Here is a 2756-nt window from a genome sequence, read left to right as displayed (position 1 = left end):
AGGGATTCGACCGTGTCGAGGTCGCGGGCGGCCAGGGCGTCGAGGAGGGCCATGTGCTCCTCCGCGTCGGCGACGAGGTCGGCGGTGCGGGTGACGCGGCCGCAGGCCAGCGGCCACTGGGCGCGGCGGTGCAGATCGTCGGCGACGATCACGAGCTGCTGGTTTCCGGCCAAACCGAGCACCGTCTGGTGGAAGGTGCGGTCCGACTCCAGGTAGGCGGCCCGGTCGCCCCTTACGGCGGCCGCCGCCGTCGCCTCGGCGAAGGGCCGCAGCCCCGCCCAGCGCTCGGGCGCGATCGCCTCCGCCAGGCTGAGCATCACCGGAACCTCCAGCAGCGCCCGTACCTCCGCGAGCTCGGCCAGCTCGCGCTCGCTGCGGCGGGCGACCCGGAAGCCCCGGTTGGGCACCACCTCGACGGCGCCCTCGCCCGCGAGCTGCTGCATGGCCTCCCGTACGGGGGTGGGAGAGACGCCGAAGCGCTCGGCGAGCACCGGCGCGGAGTACACCTCACCCGGGGTCAGCTCACCGCCGGCCAGCGCGTCCCGCAGGGCGTCCAGGATCTGGCCGCGCACCGAGTGCCGGCGCGGGGACCTGCGTGCCGCGGGCGCGCCGCAGGAGGGCAGCGGCTCCATCGCCGCCTGTGCTTCGGACTGCTCCACTCCGGCCCTCCTGACATCCCATCGAAACGATATGCGGAGGCCGCCCCCGGGCAAAGCCCGTAAACATCATTTAAGGTCGCGGTAACGTGGCGCCTCGTACACGGACCGTAGCTCGACCGGCAAGCCGATCGGTCGGATTACCCGCGATCGGGTTCCGTGAATAGAATCAAGCCGCTTGCACAGCGCGAGTGTTCGGATCGCATCGCACCTATCCGCGTGTCCCCCCGCCTACTTGGCGGCCTCTTGTCCCAAAACCGCTCGAGGCCCGGCAGGATTCCGCCAGGATGTCGCGCGCGGTAGGCCGTTCTGCGGCCAGAACTTCATGGAAGCCAATCAAGGGGCACCGGATGAGACTGACCGACATATCGCTGGTTCTGCCAGTCGTCGTGGCGCTCGCCGGCGTCGTGGGGGCGGCGGTTGTCCTCGCGCGCGGCCGACGGAAGAAGGACGAGAGCGTCATCACCGACTCCTGGGAGCGCAGCGAGGAGCGTCGGCGCCGTAAGGAGGCCATCTACGGGATGGCCGCCTACATTCTGCTGTTCTGCTGCGCCGGGGTGGCCGCCGCGCTCTCCTTCCAGGGCCTGGTGGGCTTCGGGCGGGAGAACCTGGCGCTGACCAACGGCTGGGAGTACCTGGTGCCGTTCGGGCTCGACGGCGCGGCGATGTTCTGCTCGGTGCTGGCGGTGCGGGAGGCCAGCCACGGTGACGCCGCGCTCGGCTCGCGCATGCTGGTGTGGCTGTTCGCGGGCGCCGCGGCCTGGTTCAACTGGGTGCACGCGCCGCGCGGCATGGGCCACGCGGGCGCCCCGCAGTTCTTCGCGGGTATGTCGCTCTCGGCGGCGGTCCTCTTCGACCGGGCCCTGAAGCAGACCCGCCGGGCCGCGCTGCGCGAGCAGGGCCTGGTGCCGCGGCCGCTGCCGCAGATCCGCGTCGTCCGCTGGCTGCGCGCTCCGCGCGAGACCTTCGCCGCCTGGTCGCTGATGCTGCTCGAGGGCGTGCGGACGCTGGACGAGGCGGTCGAGGAGGTCCGCGAGGACCGGCGCGAGAAGGAGCACAACCGCGCCCGCCGCCGTGAGCAGGAGAAGCTGGACCGGGCCCGGATCCGGGCGATCAACCGGCAGCACCGGATGTGGGGCCGCCGCGGCGGCCGTCAGGTGGAGGTCACCGCCGCCACCCCGCCGCCCGCGCAGCTCAGCTCGGAGCCTGCCATAGGCGAGAAGGTGCTGGAGACCGCCGGGGCCCCGGAGCAGGGTCAGCTGGCCGCCGCCTCCGCCCGGCCCGCCCTGCGCTCCGCGGACGGCGCCGAGTCCGCGACCGGCGACCTGGGCCACGACCGGGACAAGGACCGCGACCGGGATTTCAGCTTCGGCTTCGGTGAGAAGGACAAGGACGCCGAGGCCGACCGTCCCCACACCATCGACCTCACCGCCGAGGACGACACCCTCACCATCCCGCGGCTGGACTCCCTCGAGGAGAAGCTGGCGCAGATCGAGCGCGCCTTCGGCTGAGCGGGGCTGAGGCGGCGGCCAGGGCGGGGGCACCGATCCCCGCCCGCCGCCCGGCGGGTCCGTACCGCGCGATGCGCCAACGCGCCGCGACGTCAGGCGCCGACACGCGCCACAACGTCCGCGCCACGCATCGACGGGACGCGGCTACGGAACGCCCTCGGCTTCGAGTTCGAACCACAGGACCTTGCCCACCCCGTGCGCCCGCACGCCCCAGGCGTCCGCGAGCGTATGCACCAGCAGCAGTCCGCGCCCGGATGTGCTGTCCTCGGCGGGCCGGTCGCGCAGCGTCGGGTGCCGGGACACGAAGTCCCGCACCTCCACCCGTAATCGACCGGTGACGCGCGCGCCCGGCCCGTCCCCCAATGAGGCCGTGACCTGCGCACCACGGTCGGTGTGCACCAGCGCGTTGGTCACCAGCTCGCTGGTGAGCAACTCGGCGAGATCGGCCCGGCCGGGCCCGCCCCAGTGCCGCAGCATCTCCCGCAGCTCCGCGCGGACCCGCGCCACCGCCGCGAGATCGTCGTGCGCCAATCGCTTGGTCAGGACCGGGCCACGCTCCACCGGAACACCCTCCGGAACGGCCTCCGCC

General features: G+C 73.0%; 3 protein-coding genes. 1 reads left to right on the top strand and 2 read right to left on the bottom strand.

What is annotated here, in order from left to right:
• On the bottom strand, window positions 1-632 hold a 632-nt coding region (locus GWI24_RS43070; RefSeq protein WP_247617682.1), incomplete at its 3' end, for a GntR family transcriptional regulator.
• 374 nt (window positions 633-1006) lie between these two features.
• Here GWI24_RS43070 and GWI24_RS43065 point away from each other — a divergent pair.
• Complete coding sequence (locus tag GWI24_RS43065; protein WP_210951462.1) at window positions 1007-2167, top strand: DUF2637 domain-containing protein; 1161 nt, start codon at window positions 1007-1009, stop codon at window positions 2165-2167.
• A 144-nt stretch (window positions 2168-2311) separates the two neighbouring features.
• On the opposite strand, the gene GWI24_RS43060 is transcribed toward GWI24_RS43065, so the two are convergent.
• Window positions 2312-2728: an ATP-binding protein gene (locus GWI24_RS43060; RefSeq protein ID WP_210951464.1), complete on the bottom strand. Its 417-nt coding sequence runs from the start codon at window positions 2726-2728 to the stop codon at window positions 2312-2314.
• Between the last annotated feature and the right edge of the window lie 28 nt (window positions 2729-2756).

The sequence above is a fragment of the Streptomyces sp. MK37H genome (assembly GCF_018035285.1).
Classification (GTDB): Bacteria; Actinomycetota; Actinomycetes; order Streptomycetales; family Streptomycetaceae; genus Streptomyces; species Streptomyces endocoffeicus.
Note: the sequence above shows the minus strand (reverse complement) of the source record. Positions and strands in the feature narration are given on the sequence as shown.

Coding starts and splice junctions, on each gene's coding strand:
- GWI24_RS43065 (WP_210951462.1), top strand. CDS start 1,007: ATGAGACTGACCGACATATCGCTGGTTCTGCCAGTCGTCGTGGCGCTC.